This window comes from Flavobacterium hibisci (assembly GCF_020026925.1).
Lineage (GTDB): Bacteria > Bacteroidota > Bacteroidia > Flavobacteriales > Flavobacteriaceae > Flavobacterium > Flavobacterium hibisci.
This window is the reverse complement of record NZ_JAIQDW010000001.1, coordinates 84,090-110,557: the sequence shown is the minus strand read 5'-3', so window position 1 is coordinate 110,557 and position 26,468 is coordinate 84,090. Positions and strand designations below refer to the sequence as shown.

Here is a 26,468-nt window from a genome sequence, read left to right as displayed (position 1 = left end):
TTCTCAATTAAATAATTTCAGATCTGTCGTTTCTGATTTCTATACCAAAACATTAAAAAGCATGTTTTAAAAAATTTTTTTAAGTGAATCTACAAGTTGTTGGAAACTGTTAGGCTTACTGATGTAGTGGTCTGCACTAAATGGTTTGGCAATTTCTTCCATTAATTCCTTACTATGCGAGGAATATAAAACTACTGGAATCTTCGCAGTCAAAGAAGCGTTTTTTATTAAACCTAATAACTCAGAGCCAAATACTCCGGGCAAAGCAAGATCTAAAATTATAATATCCGGCAGTTGATTACTATGAAGGGCTTTCAGCACTTCTGTTCGATTCCCGGCAGACTCGCATTTTTTTTTATTATCTATGCACGCAATTGCCACCTTTAGCAAATCTATATCATCCGGATCATCATCAATCAATAAAATATTTTGGTACAACATTTTAATAGCGGTTTATTATGTTCTTATTGATATACGAATCTATTCTAAGTACGGTTTAAAAAAAACAATAAAATAAAACCTGTACTGGTGAATAATACAGGTTTTAATCAAAATCAAACAATTTATCTTTTAATAATTCGTTCAAACTTATTATATCCTATATCCAGAATTTGATAATTGTGATTTTTAGATTTTTCGATATTTTATTTTAATATGAGAATCCATTTTACACTACTTAACAATAAGAATTTACTGTAAATTATATAACAACTGAATTTTTAATTGTAAGAAGTTTTCTTTATATGCTTTTATTTTTGCCTGTAAATACCAGCACAATAATAATCTACACATTCCTGTTATGACAAATAATTTACAAGAAATAGAAATAAGCTCAAAAAGACAATCTGGAGGATTTGAAACCCAAGCCCAATATTATGACATGATTGTGTTTTGTCATTTAAAATGGCAGGTTGTATATGATCGACCACAACACATCATTAGCAGAATGGCTAATACAATGAAAATTTTATTTATTGAAGAACCTGTGAATCAACCAGAAAATGATAATTCAGGTAATCTGATGATAATAAATGAAAATCTTAATGTGTTGCAGCCCAATGTATCAAACATTAATGAAATCGCAGCAATCATTCCTGCATATGTAAAAAATAATAATATAGCTGTTGGATGGTTTTATTCTGCATCCTTCTGTCCGTTGTTAGAAACTCTGGAATTTGACACGATAATTTATGACTGCATGGATGAACTTTCGTCATTTAAAGAAGATTCTTCACACTTAATTGAGCACGAAAAATACCTGATGGCGAATGCTGATGCTATATTTACAGCCGGAAAGCCGCTCTATGATTCCAAAAAGCAATTGCATCACAATGTACATTATTTTCCAAGTTGTGCAGATAAAAATCATTTTGCCCAGGCTCTCAATAATATTTCCATCCCTGCCGACATCGGTGATATTAAGGGCCCAATTGTGGGTTACTATGGCACAATAGATGAATCTGTTAATTTAAGTTTAGTACACGAAACTGCAAAAAAAATGCCTCATATTTCATTCGTAATGATTGGAAAAGTTGCTACGACAGATCTTCCGCAAGAAGCAAATATTCATTATCTGGGCATGAAGTGTTATGACGAACTTCCGAATTATCTTAAAGCTATTGATATTGCTATGATGCCTTTTAAACTAAATGGTGGAAGAAAATACATTAGCAATACAAAAACTTTAGAGTACATGGCTGCCGGAAAACCAATAATCTCAACAAAGGTTACAGATATTGAGCATTACAGCAGCTCTATTACTCTCATAGCTAGGGCTGACGAATTTGCTGAGGCTATTAGTTCATTTGTAAATAAAAATGATCAGGAAATAATGAAAAAGAAATATCAAAACATTCTCACAAGCAACTGTTGGGATAAAACTGTTGAAAAGATGCAATCTATACTGAGTGTTTTTAGCAAATAATAGCCAAAATCCTGATTTAAAATCTGGATTGCTACACAAAGAAGAAATTTAAAATCATCCATAAAAGTGTAAATTTTAGAAAACATGAAAAAAACCTACAATTCGCTAATACATGTAATATTAACGGGCGGAGTTGGCAGCAGGCTATGGCCTTTGTCACGTAAAAGCAGACCAAAACAATACTTAGAAATATTTGATGGAAAATCTCTTTTTGAGATGACAGTGGACCGCAATAGCCATTTGGCAGATAAAGTAGTGGTAGTAGGAAATGCAGATAATCATCATTTAAGTGAAAAAGTGATGAACAAAACTAACACTCAGTATATCAACATAGTAGAAGCAACACCTAGAAATACTGCGGCTGCCATTGCATTTGCAGCATTTGCAGCAAATCCGGATGACATTCTCATCATCACTCCTTCTGATCATATAATCGAAGGAATGGATGATTATAATATTGCAATAGAAAGTGCTGTATCAAAAGCTCAGGAAGGCTTTATTGTAACCTTTGGAATCATACCAACGAAGCCGGAAACAGGTTATGGCTATATTGAAGCTTTTGGAGATAATGTTATCTCTTTTCGCGAAAAACCTAATGAAACAACTGCCAAGGAATTTATGGCAAGAGGTAATTTTTTATGGAACAGCGGGATGTTTTGTTTTAAGGCAGGCATTTTATTAGAGGAGCTGAAGAAGTTTCAGCCAGAGGTTTATGAAAAGTCCAAAGCAGTTTGGGAAGCCAATAACAATGGCTTTCTGGATTTAGCTTTATCCATGCAAATTCCATCTATCAGTATAGATTACGCAATTATGGAGCATAGCAAGAAAATAAAGGTAGTACCTGCCTCCTTTTCATGGTCAGATTTAGGGTCTTTTGAATCAGTTTATGATTATCTTCTTTCAGGAAACCACCCTGTTGATGCTTATGGCAATATGACAATTGGATGTGAAAAACATACGACATTTCTGGGACTACAAAATACGATTTTTGTCTATACGGATACAGCCAATTTAATTTTGCAAAAAGAAAACTCTCAGGATGTTAAGGATATTTATAGTGCCTTAGAAAAACAAAATTCAATGCTATTACACTAAAATCTCAAAATTCATACAATTTTAACAGCCTAATCTTATAACATTTATTTGATAGCAATTAATACCACGATTAAAAAAATCTGCCCAGACGAAACGTTAGTATTTAACAGATCGCTGGGCAGATTCATTTCCAAAAATCAAATATACCATTAGTAATCAATAATATAACTATTAAATATTATCCATGAGTCAGTCCGAAGTAAAAAAAAGATCAAACATTCTTAACGTTGATCTTTTATATATGTTGGTTAAAGCAATTCACCGGCATTAACGACCGTCAAATTCTCTTCGGTTGTAAAAAGCGTCATCATCACTGTCTGACACCATTCTTGAATCTTCATCTGGATAATACGAATTCAATACTCTTCTTTCATAGTTTCTGTCAAAATTATGCTGAAGGTTATATCTGCTTGTTTTTCTAAATGTATCATATCCAATATTGGTTGCCATGACAGTTTTCGTATCTTTATTTATACTGACTGAACCAATTGGAATTATAATATGGCTGTCTCCATCTTTATAAATGAACTCCCTTCCATTATCATTCGCTATAGCCTCATGTATCTCGTTACGACTGTCGTCTATTAATTGTTTATCAACATTTACATCCAGATATACTACTCGCTTCATATCTTTATTCACCCACAGATTATCGATTTTACCAATAGTACGGTTATCTGCGTCTACTATTTTCCATCCTCTTACATCAGAATAGTTCGAGGCAATTTTATAATCAGAAAGTTCATCCAGCCTGTATAAATTTCTATCTTTAGTTTCCATAAATCTTATTTTAAATTAAGTTGATTGTATCCTCTGCTTTAATTTTAAAAATTTAAGCTTACTACCGCTTCTTTTCTGTGCGAAATGTAGATGTTAGAATAAATTATTTTAGTCTTGTCTTTTGATTAATTACCTATGCTATCAGTACTCGTAGTATTTTCGATTTCTACGCCATTGTTTGTGGTTTGTACTTCGTTATCTCTTAAAAAGACATAATATAGGATTCCTGCAATTAAAAGTAATGCTACAATCCATGGCCATACCGGCTTCTTTTTTTCAATTTTAATTTCTGCCATAACATATGATTTTTATTATTAAATATTTAAGTTTATAATAAAAATACAAATGAGAACTTGCAGCTAAAGTATTTAATTTCAGGTATAAGTTATAAAATTCCCAGTAAGGTATGGTTTGTAACAAATACAATTTCTGATTTAAGAAACTATATTTTTGTGGAGATATTTCCAGATTTAGAAAAAAGAATAATTTTTGAGCGCAATTACATATTGTTTTACTGGAATTGCAATATGATATATTTTTACGATCAAGATACAATTCTATGTAAGAAAATTGGGAAGTGAGATATCTTCGCACACGGCGTTGCTAGAACAAGTTCAGAAAGTTGCTTTTTCTTTATTTGATCACTTTAAAAATAGAAGTAATTGAAAATTAATTAAGTTCCAAAATCTGTCTCACTTCGAGTATAACCATTCCTGACGAAAGTTTTTTAGGAGCTTTTATCAATTTTTGAGCTAAAAAAGCAGTAGAAATTGGTTTTAATTTTTTTAAAATTCCAATTGAATTTAGAGTTTTTATTAATCTAACTGAAATTTTCTCACCTAAGCGATCCGTATTTTTTCTTATAAGCGGTCCTGGCCTAAAAACCAGATATTGCTCAAAATTAAGGGCAGCAATATAATCTTCGAGTTTTCCTTTCATTTTAGAATAAAAAATAGTGCTTTTTGAGGAAGCACCATAAGAGGAAACCAATACAAAAGACTTTACTTCATTTTTTTTGGCTTCTACAGCAACTGCCGCAGGAATATCAAAATCAATCTTCCATTGATTTTCTTTTGAACCAGCTAATTTTAATGTCGTTCCAATGCATGAAAAAAGAACATCTCCTGAAATTAAAGAGGTAAACTGATTTATTTTTGAAAAATCCACAACATGTTCCGTAAGTTTTGAATGGGATTTTCCTATTGAGCGCCTCACAAAAATTGAAACAGAAGTATAATCACTATCCTCCAGAAGCTGTTCAACTAATTCTTTTCCTGTTGAGCCTGTAGCTCCAATTACTAATGCTTTCATATTACATTTAGAATTTTCAATCAAATCTAATGAAAGCATCAATAACAAAGCGTAAATATTTAAAATAATCTAAAAGATCAAAAATCAAATATTTAATTCTGATATTCGACAAATTTTAATGGCCTAATTTATAGATTTGTTCCATTGGCAGCCATTTTTCGCCTTCTTTAGCTCCGGGAGGCGCCTGCTGAAATTTCCACATCAATTTTTCCCATTCCTGAACATTCGGGTTAGCAGCATCCATCATTTGTTTTCGTTCGGGAGTAAACGTTTCATCCACTTCCATAATCATAAATAGCCGATTGGCAAGGATATAGATTTCCATATCAACAATTCCTGAATCTTTAATACTTTTTGTAATTTCAGGTCTGCTATTTTCCTTAGCATGATACTTTTTATATTCTTCTATTAAGTCCGGATTATCAATTAAATCACAGGCATAACATAATCTTTTTGTACTCATAGTAAACTTAAATATAGATTTATTAATAACAGCTAAAATCCTCCTCTTGGAAAACATTCAAAGCATTTCTTCTGTTCATTTTAATATGTTTTAGAAAAAAAATTATATATTTCCGATTTATTTATTTCATGATTTATTTAATTTTATCACAAAAACAAATCATATTTTTTTATTATTATATGTATTTTATAAATAAAATTGGTTATATAATATTTTTTAACAAATATATTTATCACAAATATAGCTTAGACAATATATATAATTTTATATAAAAACGATTTTTTATTACCGAAAAACGATTTACACCTATCTCATGTCTAAAAACATCTTCAAATATTCTTTTTCATTACTGCATATTGACTATGTTAAACTTAATAACAAATGGAATTACTACAATGTGGTTAGTCCTTATTATCGCTTGTATTACATTGATGACGGAATAGGCTCTATTTCTGATAGTTATGACGAATTAATTTTAGAGCCGGGTTTTTTATATCTCATCCCAAGTTTTACCATATGCAACCTGAAATGTGATGAATATCTGAGTCAGTTTTTTATCCAGTTTTTTGAAGAGTCTGCTGACGGTATTTCCTTGTTTAACAACAATAGAAGTGTGATGAAACTTCCCGCAACTGAAATTGATATCATACTTATCAAAAAAATGCTTCAAATTAATCCGGGAAGAGGAATCAACAGATCGGACAATCCAAAAGTATATGAAAGAGAAAGTTATTATAAAGAATACACCTCGTTAAATGATGCTATGAAGACACACCTTAAATTTGAAAACCAAGGCATTATCCTTCAGCTTATATCCCGTTTTTTAAATAATAATGATTTTAAAACCAATCAGTCCCAAATTACTTCCTCTAAAATACTCGACACCATGAGTTATATTCAAATTCATTTAAAGGAAAATCTTACTGTTGCACAATTGGCTAAAAGGGTAAATCAGAATCAGGATTATTTTTCAAAGCAATTCATGCTCCATACCGGACAAAGACCTTTGCATTATATCCATGAAAAAAAAATTGAAAGAGCCCAATATTTAATCGCTACTACCAATAAAACTTTTCTGGAGATTGCGCTGGATACCGGATTCTCGAATCTGCCTCACTTTTCAAAAATATTCAAACAGATTGTGAGCATTACTCCGGGAGAATACCGAAATCAGATTAGTCAATTAAATTAAATTCATGTCTGTAGAAATAGTAAACAAACCTAAAAATAAAAACACTATTGCCTAAAATTAGACAATAGTGTTTTTAAAAAAGTTATTTTACTACAATCTCAAAAGAGCTTATAGTACAAAACCTTCCCCAGTCTGGTTGTGAAGTGGTTATTCCAACAGTAATGGGTGTAGTTTGATCTATAGTAAACTCTAATATATATTCTGTATTTCCTATTCCGTTGCTAAGAACCCTTTTGTATTTTAAAACCTCCGTGTTGGTAGTAACAGATTCTACATTTGGTAATTCTACATTACCCTTAGAAACAATTATATAAAATCCGCCTGGATCATTTTGTTCATGATTGGATTCAAATACAGTAACTTTTAACTGGTATGTTGCAGGTTCAGCAGTAACCGTTTGATACAGTTTTCCATTAGTTATGCCTGGAGCTCCCCAGCCTGATTCAAAATTCACAGTAGCATTATTTGCTTTTCCACAGCATCCTCCATCATATCCTCCATATCCATTATGATTTTTGGCCGCAGTATTTGTGGTCCAGTCTGCAAGTACTCCCCATCTTCCTCCATCATATGATGAATAAGCGAAAGGCTGTTTGGCATTCAGTAAAACTGGAGCCAATACAGGTTTGACACTTTTATACGCCGAATAAAAAGTATCAATTGCTTTCGGGACTGGCTTATAAAGAGTTCTGTATCTGTAAGTTGAACCAGGCTTAAAATCATTTATTACTACATTCGTTTTGCTAATATCCGTAAATATAGTTTTTAACTGATCAGAAGAATCAGTATATTCTATTTCTGTTCCTAAAGCTCCCGAATCTGCATTCAAATTTATGTAATTAACAGTCAACTGACTCCCAATAAGCAAATTGTTCAGAACTGGCCTGTTGATTAAAGAATTTATATAACGATCTCCATACACCTCTGCTGAAGCTTTTACAGCTATTGACGAATTCCCTTTGGCATCAAAGGTCCTAAATTCAAAATTATATATATTCTCTGCTAAATTGTCTATAATTTTTGAAACCTCATCTATTCCTGAAGTCCTGGCAATGGGTACAACAACTGAATCTTTTTTATTATTCCAATAAATTCGAAGTTCTTTAACCTTCGGGTCTGATATGATAAGCCCTTGTACTTCTATACGGTTCCTTCCAGGAAATAATTTTAATGAATCTATTTTTCCTGTATATGAAATTGCACCGCCTTCGGTAAACTTCAGATACTCATCACCGCTTGTGCATGAATTTATAGTGAGAACTGACAAAACCACAAAAACTGCGATTAAAATATTTCTTAAATTTTTCATTGTTTTTGTTTTAGGATTAAAAATTAGGATTACCATATACCTGAACTTCCGAAATAGCCATAAATTTACCTCCTACCCAGTTTTCTAAACATTCAATTCTAAGGTATCGGACAGCAGGTTTTTCTAAAGCAATTTCATAATCGGCACCATCTCTTGCTGCTAAAAGGTCATCGTTATTTTCCTGTCCATAAGGCAAGCCGGAAGGTTTCTTGATTTCATACTCTCCCATCAACGTCCAATTACTGTTCAGAGTACCGTCGTTTAAAGTATTACTTCCCCATATTCTAAACTTTTTAACAGCTCCCAAATAATAATACATCCTTTGGCCTCCAATAGGTTCTGAGAAATTCCACATTCTTATACGGCTTAACTTAGTCATCTTTCCAATATCAAAAGTCACTAAATGATTGCCCACATCTACCGTTCTGTCGGTAAAATAAGAGCCCCAGTATTCTAAAAATTGTCCATCCCACAAATTGGTAACCGGGTAAGCATTATCAATTGTTTTGGTGTCATTATTAAGATGCAGGGTCACAAAAGCCGATTTTGGCATCATAACTTCAAAAAGCGGTTCAATATTAGTAAATAAAGTATCTGTATAATTGAGCCATTTATCCCTTACAACTATAGCAAAATCTTGTTTGACAGGTTCCATACCTCTCAAACTTCGTCCGATATGATCTACCGAAGTATAGATACTTGTAGGCAATGGTACCCAGTCGCCTTTAAGATCTTTTTGCATCACTAAAATACCTATTTCTTCCTTTGTTGTATTATCAGCAGTAATGCGAATACCTCCAAAGTCCGGCTTAACATTTAAAGAATCAAAAATATCAAAGATTGGTGCTTTCGAAGGTGCAACGGTAACCGTAACGGGTTTAGATTCTGTTTCGCTTTTATTAACCGCATAAATTTTAACCTCAGTTGTAGACTGTCCGGCAAAACCTTCTAAAAGCATAGAATTAGAATAATAAGAAGATTTAACTTCCATAGGCCTGCCATTTTCTAATTTGTATCTCGCAACAACATACAACAGGTCATCATCCGAAGGCAATGTATATGTTAGTCTCGCTTTTCCCTGTAAATTCTGCACTATAACATTGGTCACTACAGCAGGTCCATTTGAATTGCTTTCCAAAGGTTCCGGCTCCTGATTATCATTACAGGATACAATAGCCAGAATTAATGACATTACAAATATTCTTGTGAATGATTTTATAATTCGTTTCATAATTATTATTTTTTATGTTTTTACCAACCTGGATTTTGTATCAGATTTGGATTTTGAATAATTGTTGTTTCATCAATTGGCCAAAAATAGTCTCTGGGAGCCACAAACCGCTGTTGATTTAAAGTTCTTACCTGATAATAGGCTCCTTCTGTTACACCAAAAACATTCCAGCCTTTTACAGGTTCATTAAATTCCTGATTTGCTTTTTTCCATCTTCTGATATCCCAGTAATTCTTCCCTTCATAAGCCATTTCGATACTGCGTTCTCTGTGGATAATTTCACGCATGCCTTCCTTAGTAGTATATTTTCCTGGATTTGTTGAAAAATTAGTCCAGGATTCTACGACACCTTTTAATCCTGCACGTTTACGTATGATATCCAGATATTGCAGTACTTCACCTGAAGCTGCTATTCCATCCGCTTCATTGAGAGCTTCTGCATACATTAAATATAAGTCAGCCAAACGCAGTTCCGGCCAGGCATATTCTTTATATAAACTTCCGTTTCCAAAATGTTGTTCCCAATTCACCAGTTTTTTTATGTAGTAACCTGTAATATTAAAATCAAAGGCATCTGCACTTCCTGCATAATCCTGGTATTTTGCTTTGATATAATATTTAGTTTCATCAGAACCACTGTCATATTTATAGAAAATAGCTCCGTCAAAACCTAAATCAGCATAAAAACGAGGTTCTCTGTTAAAATTTAAAATTGAAGTACGGTACCCTTCTTTAATATCGAATTTATCTGCTGCAGTAGCTTCTTTTATCTCGGTAATATCTCCAAATGTTAAAGTTTTATCCTCTTCTATAGGTACTCCGTTTTTAGTATAAAAATTAGAAGCAGATTCAATTGTAGGCGAAAGCACCTTTCTGGCGCGGGTATGAGCAATAGTATTGTCCAGAGGCATCATACATAGTCGCTGTAGCTCGTAAGTACGGCTATTAGGATTTGCCCAGATAACCTCATCATTCCAGGGTTCTGTTACTGCCTGTGTTATATCAAGCTTGGTTTTAGCAGTCTGCGAAATAGTAAATGCAATATCGTTTTTATAGAAAATTTTATGACCTCCACTTTCTGCGGCTACTATAGCTTCTTTAGCTGCATTTGCTGCTTTTTTCCATTTATTTTCATCATAAGTTGTATTAAACAATGGTGTCCCGTTTTTTGTGTTAAACCCTGCCATATCAGAATTTCCATTAAATAAGGGACTTGCAGCCATAAGCAGTAATTCTGCTTTAATTCCTAAAACTACTGGCTTAGTAATTCTTCCTAGTTCATTTTGCGTATCTGCAATTTGGGTAGGCAGTGCTATGGCAGCCTCGTCTAATAAGCTTACCAAATAATCAACTGTTGTATCAATAGGCTCTCTTTCTACCTGTATTTGTTCTACAGAGGCATCGATAGGCAAACTAATACGAATCACCGGAATTGGCCCATACATTCGCATTAGATAATAATGATAATATGCTTTTAAAAACTTGACTTCGCCTATCCATCTTAAACGTTCTGCCTCAGATAAATCTGCGACTTTGCTTCTGTTTTCTACATTTTCGAGAAAAACATTACAGTGTCTGATTCCATCAAAAAGCGGATAAAGATCTCCAGGTCCTGCTCCCTGATAATATCCTTCCCAGGCATTCATATACGGACTTGCTTTTCTTTGCGTACCGGTTGCAATATTAAAAGCATAACTTGTTATAGCTGCACGATTTGGTGCCACCCATGTTTCGTCTCCTGCCAGCATTCCTATATTATAGATCCCATCTCCATTTTTAGGAATATACGAATAACAGGTAAATAAATATTTTTGAGCTTCATTTCTTAATTTAAAAGCATTTTCTAATGTGGTTACATTATCCGGAACTACTTCCAGAAAATCTTTCTCACATGATTGCAAACCTCCTAAACAAACTATTACTAGTATTCCGTAAAACTTTTGCAATTTCTGGAGGCTTATTTTTACTGAAATTATATTTTTAATTTTCATGATTCTATTTTTTTAAAAATTAACCTTAAGACCTATATTGTAAACCGACTGAATTGGGTATCCTAAACCATTTCCGCCCATTTCAGGATCCCACATCTTGAAAGCGCTCCAAACGGCAAGATTGCTTCCGTTAATGTAAACCCTCAGGTCTTGCAAACCAAGTTTGGTATTAAAGCTTTTAGGGGCATTATAACCGATTTCTACAGACTTTAATCTTAAAAATGAACCATCACGCATCCACCAGGTTGATGTCTGATTATTATTCTCTACAAGTTTATCACTCAGTCTTGGCCAGAAAGCATATAAGTTTCTATTATCTTCAGACCAATGATCTTTTGCAACTACATCTAATAAATTATTCTGATACGAACCGTCTAATACAAACGGAGCAATATTTTCTGAGTCTATAAAAAAAGAGGTACGGGCCACCCCTTGAAAGAAAATACTAAGATCAAATTTTTTGTAGCCAACTGTACCTCCAAAACCATAAACAATTTCTGGTGATGTAGGGTAACCTAAAGGAACCATATCGCTTGGCGTAATTTCTCCATCACCATTAACATCACGATATTTAATATCCCCTCCTGTATAATCTCCAAATTGTTTTGGTGAATTATCAACCTCATTTTGATCTACAAATAAGCGTTCGGCAATATAACCGTATCTCTGATCAAAATTCTGGCCTACTCTTGAGCGATATCTCATATTAGCAGGAAAGTTAATCTCATCGAATACTAAGATTTTGTTTGTTGCAAACGTAAAATTTCCTCGTAATTCTGTGTACCAATCCTGATTCAATTGTTTATTAAAAGTAACAGCCAGATCAAGACCTTTGCTTTCAATTTCTCCAAAATTAGTTACAGGCACTGCGGTAAGCCCCATTGTCGAACCAATATTACTTCTTGCCTGAAGAATATTAGTACGGTGCTGTTTGTAAACATCTACAATAAAATTTAAAGAGTTAAAAAATTGCAGGTCTAAACCTAAATTAATTTGTGTAGATTCTTCCCATCCAATATTTTCATTTGCATAACGGGCAACATAGACTCCTGGCTGAAAATAATTATATTGCTGCCCAAAAGCGGCTCCATAACGATCATCTCCTATTCTCACATCAGATAAGTAAAAGAAACGCTGATTAACATCACCAATCTGGTCATTCCCTACCAAACCATAAGTAGAACGTATTTTAAAATTAGTTACTATGTCCTTAATTGGCTCCCAAAATTTTTCATTCGAAATATTATAAGCTAAACCTATCGAAGGAAAAAAACCATAACGATGTCCTTTTGCAAATCGTTCAGAACCATTGTATCCAAAATTAAATTCAGCAAGATATCTGTTATCAAATCCGTAAGTAAACCTACCGGAAATTCCAAGATTTCTTGATGGTAAAGAACCCTCTAATGAACCTTCATTTCCTTTCTCATAACTAGACATCAGACTTGTTATCATACCTGTCACGGCATGTTTATCGTTAAAAGTCCTATTATAATTAATTGTCCCCTGAAGATAAATACGAGAATCTAATAATTTAGTTCCCTGTGCATAATCTAAATATTCTGTTCCTGTAGGTGGTACAGAACTTTTCCCACCATCATTCAATACCTGCAATTGAAGTTCGCCTGTTTCCGGACTTATATAGGACATGTAATAAAATGGACTATATTGTCTGGCAACATCAAAATAAGAATATCTTCTAATATACGCCATTGCATTAACATTAAGCCCTGGTGTTATGGCTTTTAAATCTTGCTGCAACTCAAGCTGAGTTTGAATCGTTGAAGCTTTAGACACCTGATATCCTTTAACCATTTGTGCATAAGGATTAACTAAAATCGAACCCGTAGTCCCACCTGTCAAAGCACCACCAAACAGAGGATGCTCAACATACGGCGAATAACTAGATGGATATACTTTTGCAAATGCGACCGGATTTGACCACATAGTAAGATTAAAAATATGTGCCCCTCCAGAAGTTTTATTTCCTCTTTTATCAACGCCACCTATAGGTCCATTATAATCATCAAACTGCCCATAAAATCGAATAATTGCTTTTGTTGTTGGCGTTAATGACATATCGACATTTGACCTCATAGAATAGTTTCTTAATTTAATATTACTATTAAAATCATTAATACCATCGACATTCAAAACTCCATTATCTACATTATAGGTACCTGCAACATAATACCTTGCTTTTTCTCCACCCCCGCTAATATTCAGATTATATCCCTGGTTAATGGTATAAGGTTTAATTAATTCATCAATCCAGTTGTTACTTGGATATAAATAAGGATCATCGCCGGCAGCAGTTCTTGCAATTTTATTTTGGTTGTAAACATCACCTCGTTCCGGATTACGTGTCCTCACAGCCTCATTAGCTAAATTCATGTAAGTAATATTGTCTGCAAAATCGAAATTTTTGGTATTAGAAGACACCCTTGATTCTACCCTAAAATTAAATTTTGTAACACCATTTTTACCCATTTTTGTAGTAACCAGTACAACTCCATTAGCCCCCCGTGCTCCATAAACTGCTGCTGCTGCTGCATCTTTCAATACCGAAAAACTGTCTATATCATCGGGTTGCAAACGAGCCAAATCATTTGTGGTAGACTCAATTCCATCAACCAAAATTAATGGGTTAGAAGCTCCGGATCCGAAAGAACCTAAACCACGAATAAAAAAATTGGCATTATCATTTCCTGGTTCACCACTACGCTGATAAGCTATTAAACCAGAAACCCTTCCTGCTAACATAGTAGTTAAGTTACTGGTAGGTCCTTTAAGCTCTTTTGGTTTAATTGTGGTAATAGAACTCACCATACTTCCTTTCTTTTGAGTTCCGAATCCCACAATAACAACTTCCTTGAGACTATTATCAGTGGGAATTAATTTTACATTTATAATACTACTATTACCTACTTTAATTTCCTGAGTATTGTAGCCTATAAAGGAGAATACTAATATGGCTTCATCAGAATCCACTTCTATTGAGTAATTTCCATCCATATCCGTAATTACAGATTTTCGGGTTCCTTTTAGTATCACATTGGCACCTGGGACTGCCATCCCTTCGTCCCCGGAAATAACTTTTCCGGTAATTAATCGCTGGTGTTGTAGTGTGTTTTTAACTGATAATGAATAATACCGAGGATTTACCCCATAACTAGCATTAGTACTGAAGACTATCATTATAGCCATTAGAAATTCAATCCTGATCATAAGAGACTGAATCAAATAGTTTTTTTTCATTTTGGTTTTGGTTAAAGGTTAGTAAATTTTAAAAAGTTTATTTCATTCTTATTTATTTTAAAGGTTATTTATAAGTGTGTTTGTTTTTTACCAAATAATAAGAATTTGCAGTACTGAAAAAAGTAAGCATATTTTTATAATTCTTTATTTAATTTGAAGACAATAGATATAAGTGTGTTTTTTACATTTGTAAAATAAATGTAAAAAAAGAAATATCAAGGGGGGTAAATTGGAAAAAAATAAGGGGTATTTTTGTAAATAATTACATATTATAATCTAAAAAAATTAAAAAATATATAACATTTTGTATATTAAATTTAGTTTATAAAAATATATTAACATAAAAAAATAATTAATACAATTAAATATTTATCAAAATAGTATCATAAAAAAATGATAATATTTAATATAATATAGAATATTTATATTTTTTTAGTTTAGTAAAAAGAATAGCAATTATATAACATAATTAGAGGATTATATAAAAAACTGTAATTCGATTTTAACAAATTTATCACTCCCTAAAAAATGACTCCATGCCACGTATCGTATTGCTTTTGTGTTTATTGTTTCCTGCATTTTGTTTTTCACAGAGTGAGAAATATGATCCAAAAGTTTCGTTTGCCATTGAAACATACGCTTTTCTAAAGGGACAAAATGCAGCTCTTCAAAAAATTGCAGACCAGTTTCCTAAGCTTCAGCCAAATGTCACTGATACTGAAGAAAAATTAAAAAGCATTTTTGGACGTACTGAAAAGAATATCAAGCAATTTTTAAAAGAAGAACTTGATTATCAACAGTACAACTCCTTACACCATTATTTAGATTCTATTCTAAATAACGAACTCCCAAACAAAATTGAAAAAGAAAAATATGCACATGATTTTCTTTTAGAAGTAAAAGAAAGATCTAAGCATATTATCAATAATGATACATTGTCAAAAGGAATATTATCATTTAAATACCATGACGCCCCACATCAGGAAATTACTGACGGCCATGTTGATTTTTTTACTACTGAAAATCATCCTAAAGCTGAGAAAGCTTTTTTTAAAATTCCAATACCAAAAAGCTGGCTTGCTGAAGAAGCCGAAATGCCTGAAACAATACAGCAGTTTACCAGCTATTATGGAAATGGTAATGAAAAAATACTGATCGTCGTATATGATTTACCGAAAGAGCTGCATGGTATTAAGCTGACTGAAAAATCAATTGCTTCAATACTGCCTCCCAATATTAAACTTTTCCGTACTGAAGATGTAATGATTGACGGAAAACCTGCGGTTATGATAGAAGCCGAAGAATCATTGGAACGACATAATAACGCTATGAAGGTACGAATGTTGCAATTCATGCTGGTTCAGAATCAGAAATTATACTGCCTGCAGGGAAGCATTGGACCGGAAGCAGCACATGAAGATCTGACTTTACAAATTGAAAAATTTGAACCGCTTTTCAGGCTCATCGCTTCCAGGGCAAAACTGGATGAATAAATGTATGATTTGTCAATTTATTCATTTATTACTCATTCTTTTTATATTCTTCCTCCGCACCATCATCAATACCTCTTCCGTCGGGATTGGCTCAAAGAATTAACCCTTGGTATCTGGAACCTCTTACTAGAAACTGCTCTACACCTTTTCTGCTTTCATATAAAAAACTTTTTAAATTAACTTCTATAATCCGTCACATCAATTAGGTTTAACTATTTCTAAAATCCTAAAAAAACAATACAATAATAAACTTAACCTGCATGACGAAAGTACTTTTCAATAGCATTCATCAACTGATATAACCACATTTTAGAAACAGCCAAATGCAAATAAAATTGATATTTTGGGTTTTAATAAATCTTTTCTCAATATTGGATTTAAAAAACTATATTTGTTTAGAAAAAATCCAAATTTAAAGCAAATGCAAAACAATTTACTGGGAGGCTTAAAAGAGCACGAAAACAAATTATTAACCATATGGTCTCAAATTCTTCTTGATAGCGGATCTGATGACGGGGCAATGGAAGAAGAAGAATCAAAAGAATTTGCTTCTCTGTTTTTAAGTTCACTTGCTAATTCTGATGATTCAAGAGAATTTGAAAAAGTTGAAGATCTTATTATCGGAATTTCATCATCAAGAGGAAAAAGAGGTTTCTCGCCAAGAGAAAATGCACAATACTTAACATCATTTAAACAAGCATCTTCACAAATTCTTTCTGAACTAATTAAAGATCCTGCACAACTTTATGATGCCAATCTAAAACTGAATTCTATTTTAGATAATTTGATGATTATGACTTTTGAAGCCTTTATGAAAGGAAGAGAAGATGTAATTGCCAGACAGGTAGATGAAATTAGTGAGATCTCAACACCAGTTATAACAGTTTGGGATGGTATTGTTGCTTTGCCTATTATCGGAACTTTAGACAGTTCCAGAACCCAGGTGGTGATGGAGAGTCTTTTACAGCAAATTGTAGATACTGGAAGTTCAATAGCAATTTTAGACATTTCAGGGGTTCCGGCAGTAGATTCACTTGTTGCACAACACCTTATAAAAACGGTAAGTGCAACACGTTTGATGGGTGCAGAATGTATTATAAGCGGGATTCGTCCTGAAATTGCCCAGACTGTTGTGCATTTAGGAATTGATTTAAGCGGAATTACAACTAAAGCGTCACTTGCAAGTGCATTGCAGACCGCTTTTGAGATGCTGCAATTATCAGTAGTGAAAAAAAGGAAAATTGTAGAATAAGATTGTAGTTTTTTATGGAAAGAATTCCTATACTAAAAATGGGGGATTTTCTGCTTGTTACGATTCAGGTAGACTTATATGATCAGTTAGCAGAAAATCTGGAATCAGATTTAATAAATGCCATTAGTAAACATAGTTCAAAAGGTGTCTTAATTGATATCTCTGCTGTATCCATCATCGATTCATTCATGGGTCGAATCCTGGGAAACATTGCAGTAATGTCAAGGATAATGGATGCCCAAACAGTTGTTGTAGGCATGCAGCCTGCTGTAGCTATTACACTGGTTGAACTTGGATTATCCTTAAATGGTGTTATAAGTGCCCTTAATGTAGAGAAAGGAATGGATTTACTTCGCTCAAAAATGCAAAAAAGCGATAACGAAGAGCAGAAGTATGAAGACGACGACGAATAGTAAAGAAGAAGTTCCAGTTTTAAGAGAACAGGATGTTGTACCCTTACGCAATCGGGTAAAAGAGTATGGTGTAAAGCTTGGTATGAGCATTTTAAATCAGACCAAACTAATTACAGCAACCAGTGAGCTTGTTCGAAACCTTTTAAAATATGGCGGTGGCGGAAAAGTCATTATTGAGTCGGTCAGCAATGGTCGGGATAATGGTGTACGGGTAACTTTTATTGATAATGGCCCCGGAATAGCAGACATAGAACTTGCAATGAAAGACGGATACAGTACAGGGAAAAGCCTTGGATTGGGATTACCCGGTACAAAAAGACTTGTCAATGAATTTGAAATTAAATCAGAACCGGGAAACGGCACAACCGTTACTATAACAAAATGGAAAAATGGATAATACGTTTTCCACTTACAAAATAGACGACCGAAGTCTTATAGCTTTTATAAAAAGAGAAATTCACAATCTCGCCCTTCATATTGGTTTTACACCCCATAGAGCTGCCGAAACAGATATCATAGTAGCAGAACTTACTTCAAATCTTATAAAGTATGCCAATGGCGGTGAGCTTTTATACAGAGCTCATGTCGAAGATGATCAAAATCAGATTGAGATTTACTGCCTTGATAATGGAGTTGGAATTGAAAATGTGGCTAAAATAATGCATGATGGCTACTCCTCTTCCAACACGCTTGGGCACGGATTAGGCTCGATTAAAAGGCTGAGCAACAATTTTCAGATTTATTCGATGAAAAATTGGGGCTGTGTTCAATATGTGAAAATCTGTGAAAAACCAGATTTTCAATTGCCTCCACTAAAAACGGGACTTAATTACACTACAATCGCTGTTAATTACCCCGGTGAAATATTTTGCGGGGATGGGTATTATGTAAAACATTCCAATAAAGGTTTTCAGATATTTGTGGGAGATGGTTTAGGCCATGGCGAAAGTGCCAATGAAGCAGTTCAGTTAGCAATTAAAGTTTTTAGGCAGACAATAACATGGGATCCTGCAGAAATTCTGAGGGAGATACATTCAAAAGTAAAAAAAACCAGAGGTCTTGTAGCTACAATAGCTTCTGTAGATTATAAATCAGAGGTTTGGAATGTTTGTGGTATTGGCAACATAAATACGCGTATTTTTAATGGGCTGGAGAATAAAACATATACACCATATAACGGAATTATAGGTCATAATATTCCACGAACCTTAAACAATACTATAGTGCCATATAAAAAACATCAGATTATAATCATGCATAGTGACGGATTACGTACGAGATGGAATCTGAACGACTTTACTTCTATTTTTAAGCAAAGTCACGGAATAATCGCAGCATCTTTACTTAAGGAAAACATTCGTGGTACCGATGATGCAACAATTTTGGCAGGCAAGATAAACTAAGTTACATGAAAGAGATTATACAAATAAATCTTGACAACGAAATGGACTTAATACTAGCCCATAAACGATGTATGAAAATTGCTGAAATGTGTGGTATGCCCTCTTCTTTCCAGACAAGATTTTCAACGGCAGTTTCTGAAGTAGCAAGATGCGCTATTACTAAAGGAAAGAATTCTTTGCTTGTACTGGGAATAAACATTTTAAAAGCAACCCAAAAAGAGATTGTAGCCATCATTACAGATTCTGAAGATTTAAAAAATTGTAGTCCGGAAGCCTTTAATTATGCATCCAAAATTTCAGGACATATTCAATACAGTTATTCTAACAATCAGTCAACGACCACAATAAGCCAGCCAGTTTTGTCTCCCGGACTTCTTACAGAAACGAAGATAAAAGGTTTTATTGATTATTTTAAATATGAGCCGCCGTTATCTCCTTATGATGAAATAAGAAAGAAAAATATTGAATTAATCGCACTTTCGGAAAAACTTGCAGAAAGTGAAAATAAATACAAACAATTAGCCAATACAATTCCGATTCTGATTTGTGTTATCAATGAACGCAATAATGTACTTCTTGTTAACGAATCCCTGGAAAATTATCTGGAGAAACCGTTACTGGCTTTTGAAAGAAAAACACTGACTCATTTTATTCATTCTGCAGATATTGACAATTTGTTAGAAGGCTGGAACAGAGCAAAACAAAACAGATCTGATTATATTGGTGAAACCAGAATCAAAAAAGGTTCCAACTATATCTGGCATCTGGTTTCTATAACTCCAAACACAGCTGAAGACGGTACTTTTAATAGCTGGCTAGTTTATTTCGTTGATATAAATGCCCAGAAAATGATCGTTGAAACACTTAAGGACAATACAGAACTTAAAATGATTCAGCTCGAACTGGAGAGCGCCAACTCGAAACTGCGTTTTAAGAATAAAGAGTTACAACAGTTTGCTTACATTGCAAGTCATGACCTTCAGGAACCTCTTCGTAAAATTATGATTATGCTTTCCCGTGCAGGAGCGGATTTAACTGAAGATCAAAAGAAAAAATTCTATTTCGACAGAATTACGCTGGCTGCCGGAAGACTATCAAATTTGATTACAGATGTTCTTAATTATTCCAGAATAGAAAACACAGAACAATATTTTGAAGAAGTTGACCTTAATAAAGTGATTGAAGAAGTTTTGGGTGATCTAAGCCTGATAAGCGAAGAAAAAAATGCTGTTATAAAAGTGGATCAGCTGCCTAAAGTTTCCGGACTTGATATCCAGTTTCGTCAACTGTTTTATAACCTGATCAATAATGCACTTAAATTTAACTCCGGCAATCCTACTGTTACAATCGGTTATGGAGATATTCCAAATGATCCTAATTTTACAGGTTCAGCTGAAAAATATGATGTAATATCAGTTGAAGATAATGGTATTGGAATGGACAGTTCTTATTCAGGGCGTATATTCGATATGTTTCAGCGGTTGCATGAACGTGACCAATATGGTGGCAATGGTATTGGACTGGCTTTATGCCGAAGAATTATCGAGAATCATAATGGCTTGATTAATTTTAGCAGTAAGCCAGGAGTAGGCACCACTTTTTGGATTTATTTGCCAAAAAATAAAAGAAGCTGATTTTTTAGATTCAATTTTTAAACACTCTAATCCAACTTCTTAATTAAAACTAACAGCTTTACTTTTTCCGTTATTAAATTGAATCGTAACGACATCATTCGTCTGATCCACAATTTTTACAGGAAGTAATTCTTCTTTCTTCCAATTCTCTCCTGATTTCTTCCAGAGCATAAGAGTTGCATAAATTTTTGTTTTATTTGGTTTTGGATCACTCAAAACATTTATTACAACGCTTTCATTGCTTTGGGGGTGTAATCCTTTTGCTTTTACAACTTCGGTTTTATCCCATCTTAAAAGCGGAATCATAGCCAGTTGGTATTTTCCGTTGTCAATGATGGTAACTTCATGTCCTGCTATATTTTTTTTAGTTGTCACGATTTCTTTGTCTAGTTTTGGCAATGCATAATGCCCCAAACGCATTGAAACAGGTTTGTCGCTATTATTTTTATCAACTCTTAAAATTCCATTAGCCAAAGGAATATCTGCTAAATCGAATTTTATATTTTCATCCGTTTCTAAAACTACATTTCGGTAATAAATACCATTTTCAAACTTTTTAAAAGTGAATAATCTAAAGGCTTCCCATTGTTCTTTATTGTTTTTAATAACATAATTCATAGCAACTTCACCATTTTGTCCATCTGCCTGCCACGGAAAGGCGCTGTTATAGGAAAGTCTGTTATAGTTTTCTGTAGATCTGAATTTCTGCCAGTCGTCTTTTACCTTTTCATGACACCATGCCCTTACTTCTGAAGCCCCAATATTAGGATAATCTGTAATCAGGATTTGAGAATCTCCCTGATATGTATTGTAAACTTCATCCTTTTTGAATATAGTATCCCAATCGCCGTTGTTTTCTTTGGCTGTCCAAAACGGATTATTATCCGGAACCAGTAATCCCATAAAGATTTTCCCCATCCAGTACACGCTTCCGCGACAGCTGTAATTTTGAACAGCCGGTTCGAATTCACCATAAAAACCAAGCGTAGGCACGTTGTCTTTCATAAAATCAGGATGTGTCAAAAATTGTTTGATTACACCAGATGCAATCCTACGCATCCAACCGTAATTGATATCAGGATCATTTTGAAATCCCATTAACGGAAAAGGTACTACAGCCCCAATTCTGTAACTGATGCTTCTTCCCCACATGATCATTTCGCCATCTTTGCTAAACAAATAAGGATAATTATTTTTTAAATCGCTAAAGTTTGACATGAACTTAGCCGCAATTTCAGGATAGTATTTCTTTCCGAAAAATTCCGACCAGATATTGCCGTACATCTGAAAAGCCCACATACTGTAATAATCAAATGCAGGACTGTCGTTGTACCAGCCATTGCCACGATAATGTTTTAATGATTTTTCTAAATATTCCACCAATAATTTTTCATTGACGGTATAGCCTTGTTCTTTAAAAAAACTCAGTACAAAAATATTGAAGAACTTCCAGTTAGAATCTACCGTTGGTCCGTCACCGTAGCTAATCATGATTTTGGCCAGATCGTCTTTTTGATTTTGAGGAAGCGGTTTCCATAAAACGTCAGGATTGGTCAGAAGCGAAAGTGACAAAGCGCCAAATTCAACCAGCTTTTGATTTGGCCCGGCATTTTTAGCACGCGGTTCAATGTAAGTCGGACTCTGTGGCTCTGCTAATTTGGCTATTTGATATCTGTAATAATCAGCAACTTTTATATTGTTGATCACCAAATCCGGATTTTCCTTTAACAAAGGCGAAGCAATGAATAAGGTTCTGCAAAGTCCTTCCAGTTTTTCTGTAGGAACCTGATTTGGATTTGATGGATAACTTTTTCCTTCTTGTTTTGGGAATTGCATTGGGTCATCCAGTTTATGAATATAACTGAAAGCTCCTTCCAGCAGATAAAGAGCTGCATTTTTCCAGTGCTGTTTTGTCATTCCGGTTTGCGGACTAATTTTGTAATCTGGATTTTGTAGCTCAAAAACATTTGCCTTATTCTCTTTTTTCTGTGCAGACAAAGAAATACTGGAAATAGCTGCTAAAAACAATATTCTAAATTTATACATCTTGTAAGGTTTTTTAATCTTGATCATTTTAATTTCTAATAACTGTTTCGAACGAATATTCCCCGGATTCTATTTCGAAAAGAGCTTTATTGTTTTTTATGCTCAAAAATTTGATTCCGCTTTTTTTACCAGTTATTTTTATGTCGCTTTCTTTTAAAGCGGGTAAATAAAGTGTCGCTGTAGTATTTGCAGGCACAACAAAACGGAACTGATATTTGCCGTTTTTCGTTTCCCAGCTGCTTTCAATACGTCCATACATCGAATCGTAATAACCTTTTGCAAAAGTCATCTGCTCAGTAGTATCAGGTTCAGGCTGTAAAATAAAATGTTTAAAGCCCGGTGAATTATCATCCCTTACTATTCCTAACGAATAATTATACATCCATGCACCTACGGCTCCAAAGGCGTAATGATTGAAAGAATTCATTCGGTTATTGCCGCCAAATCCGTCTTTATGCGTATATGAATTTAAGCGTTCCCAAATGGTAGTTGCTCCCTGGCTGACCGGATAGAGCCATGACGGATAAGAAGTTTGCTGTAATAACTGATAGGCTACATTCGAATATCCATTATCTGAAAGTGCTTTATTTACCCATGCAGTGCCAATGAATCCGGTCATTAAAGAATAAGGCGGACAAACAACGCCCTGATCGGTTTTGTTTTCCCTTTTTATAGAAGATATAAACTGTTGTAAAGCCAGATCAGCATTTTCCTTATTCAGAACATTAAAAGCAAAAGGCAGGACATACGAGGTTTGCGTATCTATAATTTTGTCTCTAAATGATGTTTTTCCTGTTGTTTTATCGATATAAGTGTTATTGAAAAAATCCTTTCTTTGCTTGTAATATTCTGAAAAGTGTTCCTGATCTTTCTTTTTATCTAATAAGCTGGCAACCTTCATCATAATTTCTAAATCATAAATAAAATAAGCTTCCCAGAACAATGTTTTTTCATTTTTAGAATCCTCTAAACTCAGCCAGTCTCCTAATGATCCCCAGTTATCTCTTTCCCTTTCTTTTAAAACACCCGTTTTAGGATCTATATCGGCAATCAGATAATTGATGTAATTTTTCATAGCTTCGTAATGCTCTTCTAATAAACTGAGGTCACCGTATTGCAGATAATTTTCCCAAACAACAGTAATTCCGGCACTTCCCCACAATGTTTCCCCAAATCCTACACCTATTGGAGCTACATCCGGAAAGCGTCCATCTTCACTTTGAATATCTCTCATGGCCAGCATATGTCTTTTGAGAAATTGTTTCACATCTGCTAAATGAACTGCAGTCCTTGAAAAAACCGAAATATCCCCACTCCAGCCCAAACGTTCATTACGTTGAGGGCAATCAGTAGGTATTGATAGAAAATTTCCTTTCGTTGACCAGGTAATATTTTCCCACAACTTATTTACTAAAGAATTTGAGGTTTGATAATGGGAAGACAATTCATGTATCGAACTCAATACTGTTCCTTTAACAGCGGTTAATGGCAGCGGTTTTTCTATTCCTGTTATTTCTACATAACGATATCCGTGAAATGTAAATCGTGGCGTTATAGCTTCGTTACCTCCTTTGGTTATGTAAAGATCCTGTGACATGGCTGCCCGGACATTTTCCAGCATCAGTAAATCTTCATTGCCTTTGTATTCCGGTAAATCCGGATATAAAACTTCGGCATAACGCAATATGATTTTCTTTCCTTTTTCTACATTGTTCAGGGTAATATTGGGTACACCAACCATATTTTGTCCCATATCGTAAACAAATACACCTGGACGAACTTCTTTAACAGATTGAGCTGTTAATTCATTTATAGCCTTAACCGTAGATCCAAATTGCCCCATTAATTGAGCATCCGAAAAATTATTAAAGTTGGGTAAATTAGCCGTTCCTTCTGAACTTACAAAACCATCAGTTCCTATGGCTGCAGCCTGATGCCAGCGAGAAGCGTCATACGAAGCTGTACTCCAGCCTTCAACTGCTTTTTCTTTTGCTGCATCATAAACTTCTCCCTGAAAAAAGCTGCTGTACTTTATAGGTCCATCGTTAAAATAGGTCCACGTTTCAGGATTACTGGTAATGATTTTTTCACTGCCATCGGCATAGGTAACTACTAATTTGGCTAGTATCGACTGGCGATCACCAAAAAAATTCCAGTTTTCACCAACAAACGTACTGCCTCCACTCCACCAGCCTTCACCAAGAATTGCTCCCAATACATTATTTCCTTCCTGAATATTAGACGTTATGTCATATGTTTGATACAAATGAGTTTTATTGTACTGCGTGAGTCCGGGATTAAAATAATCGTTTCCTATTTTTTTTCCGTTTAAGTAAACATCGTAAATCCCACGTGCTGCGACATACAATCGTGCTTTGCTTATTTTAGGAGAATCGATTTTAAATAGGGTACGCAGCATAGGCATAGAATTCCAACCAGGATCAGCCAGAACGAAAGCTTCTTTATTTCCTCCTGTTACAACGTAAGTATTGTTTTCAACCGTTACTTCTTTAAATGACGAAAATATACCTGTACCAACGCTTTTATCAGAAAAAATAATATTTGAAGGGCTTCTGTAATTTTTGATTTCAATTTTTGAAAACTTTGCTTTTTCTCCCTTAGGCACTAAAAAACCTATATCGCCTACCACAGGAAAAGCGATAAAATCACCTCCGGCTCCTAATGGATTGAGATTAACATCAGCAATCAGATTTTCTTTTGAATCCCCATCAATATAAATTTTAGTAACTCCTAGACCGCTTTTTATATTTACAGTATGAGGATTGTACTTGTTTCCCTTATTAATTAGTATGTTCGGAATAGCAAAACTTTTAAAAGGGATTTCTTTTTTATCATTTGGATGGTACCCTACCCGATAAATATTTAACATAGCCTGTGCATCTGAATCCAAAGGTTTTGCATTCAGTTCTATCTGGATATAACTCTCACCTTCCTTATTTTCCAGTTTAAGCAGGTTTTTGTTTTTATCCATTAAACGCTGATCATTCGCACCATAAACTAAAGATGCTTTCGTCGATTTTGATTTTTGATCCAGCTGAATTCTACTGTTGATACTAAAAACAGGAAGATATTGGGAGTACAAAACCATATCATCGGGACTACCGCCAATCCATTTTGCTCCGGACCAGGCAGTTGTTTCGTTATCTGAATCGGTATTAGTAACCATTTTATGATTAAGTAAACCCGTTTCAAACCATGACTCTGCAGCGTGCTTTTTGCCTTTCTGATCCCAAACATTTACTGTCCAGTTGTATAAAGTCGCAGGCTTAAATTGTTCACCCTTGTATTTTATATTGATAGAGATTCCACTTTCAATTTTTCCTGTATTCCAAACATCAATCCCCAGATTATTTTTTACAATAATTTGATAAGCAGTTTGATTATAAGCTTTGTTTTTATCAACGGTTACCATTTGCCAGCTAAAGACTGGCTGAGATACATCAAGACCAAGAGGAGTTACTGCATTTTCTACCTTCAGGTTACAAATGTGAATATTAGCATCACTAAGTATCGCCTTATTTTCTTTTTGCTGAGCGTATAAAGGTAAACTGAAAATAACGGCAAAAAGCCAATTAACCAAAAGTAAAGTTCTTATATTTTTTTTCATTCAATATTTATTTTATATTTCAAAAAAACAAGTGTAAAAACAACA

The 26,468-nt window shown here is 34.1% G+C and carries 20 protein-coding genes; 9 read left to right on the top strand and 11 right to left on the bottom strand.

The window, feature by feature from the left end; genetic code table 11:
* Positions 1-66 precede the first annotated feature (66 nt).
* Positions 67-441 carry a response regulator gene (locus K8B81_RS00395; RefSeq protein WP_223678127.1) on the bottom strand — a complete coding sequence of 125 codons (375 nt, stop codon included), beginning with the start codon at positions 439-441 and terminating at the stop codon, positions 67-69.
* Positions 442-799: 358 nt separating this feature from the next.
* Between K8B81_RS00395 and K8B81_RS00390 the strand changes: the two genes are divergently transcribed.
* Both K8B81_RS00390 and K8B81_RS00385 read left to right on the top strand, forming a co-directional pair.
* Positions 800-1,924 carry a glycosyltransferase gene (locus K8B81_RS00390; RefSeq protein ID WP_223678126.1) on the top strand — a complete coding sequence of 375 codons (1,125 nt, stop codon included), beginning with the start codon at positions 800-802 and terminating at the stop codon, positions 1,922-1,924.
* A gap of 84 nt (positions 1,925-2,008) precedes the next feature.
* Complete coding sequence (locus K8B81_RS00385) at positions 2,009-3,019, top strand: mannose-1-phosphate guanylyltransferase (RefSeq protein ID WP_223678125.1); 1,011 nt, start codon at positions 2,009-2,011, stop codon at positions 3,017-3,019.
* Positions 3,020-3,286: 267 nt separating this feature from the next.
* Here K8B81_RS00385 and K8B81_RS00380 read toward each other — a convergent pair whose 3' ends face one another.
* From K8B81_RS00380 to K8B81_RS00365, 4 genes are all read right to left on the bottom strand, one after another.
* Entirely contained in the window at positions 3,287-3,799 is a 513-nt protein-coding gene (locus K8B81_RS00380) for a PRC-barrel domain-containing protein (RefSeq protein ID WP_223678124.1), read from the bottom strand.
* Positions 3,800-3,924: 125 nt separating this feature from the next.
* The gene (locus K8B81_RS00375) at positions 3,925-4,095 is read right to left on the bottom strand and encodes a hypothetical protein (protein WP_223678123.1); all 171 of its coding nucleotides are present in this window, start codon (positions 4,093-4,095) and stop codon (positions 3,925-3,927) included.
* A gap of 373 nt (positions 4,096-4,468) precedes the next feature.
* Positions 4,469-5,110 (bottom strand): NAD(P)H-binding protein, encoded by a 642-nt coding sequence (locus K8B81_RS00370; protein ID WP_223678122.1) that lies wholly within the window; start codon positions 5,108-5,110, stop codon positions 4,469-4,471.
* A 115-nt stretch (positions 5,111-5,225) separates the two neighbouring features.
* Positions 5,226-5,573 (bottom strand): L-rhamnose mutarotase, encoded by a 348-nt coding sequence (locus tag K8B81_RS00365; protein ID WP_223678121.1) that lies wholly within the window; start codon positions 5,571-5,573, stop codon positions 5,226-5,228.
* 313 nt (positions 5,574-5,886) lie between these two features.
* Between K8B81_RS00365 and K8B81_RS00360 the strand changes: the two genes are divergently transcribed.
* Positions 5,887-6,765, top strand: a complete 879-nt coding sequence (locus K8B81_RS00360) for a helix-turn-helix domain-containing protein (protein ID WP_223678120.1) — start codon at positions 5,887-5,889, stop codon at positions 6,763-6,765.
* Between the two features lie 82 nt (positions 6,766-6,847).
* Here K8B81_RS00360 and K8B81_RS00355 read toward each other — a convergent pair whose 3' ends face one another.
* Genes K8B81_RS00355 through K8B81_RS00340 form a run of 4 tightly spaced genes read right to left on the bottom strand, consistent with a single transcriptional unit; the run spans position 6,848 to position 14,554 of the window.
* Positions 6,848-8,074: a DUF4998 domain-containing protein gene (locus K8B81_RS00355; RefSeq protein WP_223678119.1), complete on the bottom strand. Its 1,227-nt coding sequence runs from the start codon at positions 8,072-8,074 to the stop codon at positions 6,848-6,850.
* Between the two features lie 16 nt (positions 8,075-8,090).
* Positions 8,091-9,305, bottom strand: coding sequence for a DUF5000 domain-containing lipoprotein (locus tag K8B81_RS00350; protein ID WP_223678118.1), 1,215 nt, complete (start codon positions 9,303-9,305; stop codon positions 8,091-8,093).
* A 20-nt stretch (positions 9,306-9,325) separates the two neighbouring features.
* Positions 9,326-11,296 carry a RagB/SusD family nutrient uptake outer membrane protein gene (locus K8B81_RS00345; protein WP_223678117.1) on the bottom strand — a complete coding sequence of 657 codons (1,971 nt, stop codon included), beginning with the start codon at positions 11,294-11,296 and terminating at the stop codon, positions 9,326-9,328.
* Between the two features lie 12 nt (positions 11,297-11,308).
* Complete coding sequence (locus tag K8B81_RS00340; protein WP_223678116.1) at positions 11,309-14,554, bottom strand: SusC/RagA family TonB-linked outer membrane protein; 3,246 nt, start codon at positions 14,552-14,554, stop codon at positions 11,309-11,311.
* 536 nt (positions 14,555-15,090) lie between these two features.
* On the opposite strand from K8B81_RS00340, the gene K8B81_RS00335 reads away from it, so the two are divergent.
* The 6 genes from K8B81_RS00335 (at position 15,091) to K8B81_RS00310 (ending at position 20,749) form a co-directional block, all read left to right on the top strand.
* Positions 15,091-16,047: a hypothetical protein gene (locus tag K8B81_RS00335; RefSeq protein WP_223678115.1), complete on the top strand. Its 957-nt coding sequence runs from the start codon at positions 15,091-15,093 to the stop codon at positions 16,045-16,047.
* Positions 16,048-16,468: 421 nt separating this feature from the next.
* A complete protein-coding gene (locus K8B81_RS00330) occupies positions 16,469-17,299 on the top strand; it encodes an STAS domain-containing protein (RefSeq protein WP_223678114.1) in 831 nt (276 codons plus the stop codon).
* Positions 17,300-17,337: 38 nt separating this feature from the next.
* Positions 17,338-17,712: an STAS domain-containing protein gene (locus tag K8B81_RS00325; RefSeq protein WP_223678113.1), complete on the top strand. Its 375-nt coding sequence runs from the start codon at positions 17,338-17,340 to the stop codon at positions 17,710-17,712.
* The gene (locus tag K8B81_RS00320; protein WP_223678112.1) at positions 17,693-18,109 is read left to right on the top strand and encodes an anti-sigma regulatory factor; all 417 of its coding nucleotides are present in this window, start codon (positions 17,693-17,695) and stop codon (positions 18,107-18,109) included. The genes K8B81_RS00325 and K8B81_RS00320 overlap by 20 nt, the downstream gene beginning before the upstream one ends.
* A complete protein-coding gene (locus tag K8B81_RS00315; RefSeq protein WP_223678111.1) occupies positions 18,102-19,115 on the top strand; it encodes an ATP-binding protein in 1,014 nt (337 codons plus the stop codon). The genes K8B81_RS00320 and K8B81_RS00315 overlap by 8 nt, the downstream gene beginning before the upstream one ends.
* A gap of 5 nt (positions 19,116-19,120) precedes the next feature.
* Positions 19,121-20,749, top strand: a complete 1,629-nt coding sequence (locus K8B81_RS00310) for a sensor histidine kinase (RefSeq protein WP_223678110.1) — start codon at positions 19,121-19,123, stop codon at positions 20,747-20,749.
* Between the two features lie 39 nt (positions 20,750-20,788).
* On the opposite strand, the gene K8B81_RS00305 is transcribed toward K8B81_RS00310, so the two are convergent.
* Complete coding sequence (locus tag K8B81_RS00305) at positions 20,789-22,795, bottom strand: DUF2264 domain-containing protein (protein WP_223678109.1); 2,007 nt, start codon at positions 22,793-22,795, stop codon at positions 20,789-20,791.
* 28 nt (positions 22,796-22,823) lie between these two features.
* Positions 22,824-26,423, bottom strand: a complete 3,600-nt coding sequence (locus tag K8B81_RS00300; protein WP_223678108.1) for a family 78 glycoside hydrolase catalytic domain — start codon at positions 26,421-26,423, stop codon at positions 22,824-22,826.
* Between the last annotated feature and the right edge of the window lie 45 nt (positions 26,424-26,468).